Consider the following 711-nt stretch of genomic DNA (forward strand, 5'->3'; position numbering starts at 1 on the left):
GGAACCCAGGTTGTTGCTCCGATCACGGCTCCGGTAAACCTTGGTTCGACCTCGGCTGGTCTGCTGGGTGACTCGTCCGCCGCGAACACTGGCACCACGGGCGGAACTGCCCCGACGGGTACGACGCCAGACAGCACCACTTCCGGGAACGACGGACTTCTTTCCGGCACTCAGGTGATCATCCCGATCACGGCCCCTGTTACCGTTGGTTCCACCTCCGTGGGAATCGGTGGTGGCTCTACCGGCACTGTGAACCCGCCGGTTGTGAACCCTCCCGTCGTAAACCCGCCGGTTGTGAACCCTCCCGTCGTAAACCCGCCGGTTGTGAACCCGCCTGCAGGTGGTGGCCTTGACGCTGGTGGAGAAACTGGCATCAACACTCCCGTCGCAGGCACCACAAACACCACGTATGCCTCGGTTGGCACCCAAGCCAGCAGCGTAGTGGTCCCGAGTGCCACGCAGGGTGCGTTGACCGCGGCAGCCTCCACCGCCGTCGGAAGTGCCAACACCTTGGCCAACACTGGACTCAACGGTCAGTGGGTTCTCTGGGCAGGCGCCATGCTCCTGATGGGGTTGGTGCTCGCAGCAGTCGGTCGCCGCAAGGCAGTAGCTAACCGCCGCTAAGCCAGGGAAGCAATCTCACTTCGCATGCAGTTGTTGGGGGGGGGGGGGGGGGGGGGGGGGGGGAGGGGGGGGAGAGGGGAGGGGGGG

Annotated in this window: 1 protein-coding gene; it reads left to right on the top strand. The window is 65.3% G+C overall.

Annotated elements, in window-relative coordinates; genetic code table 11:
* Positions 1–624: LPXTG cell wall anchor domain-containing protein (locus AC1RJY_RS14465; RefSeq protein WP_498602594.1), on the top strand; the 624-nt coding region annotated here is incomplete at its 5' end.
* Positions 625–711 lie beyond the last annotated feature (87 nt).

It is taken from the genome of Arthrobacter sp. GW822-FHT05G07 (genome assembly GCF_058799755.1).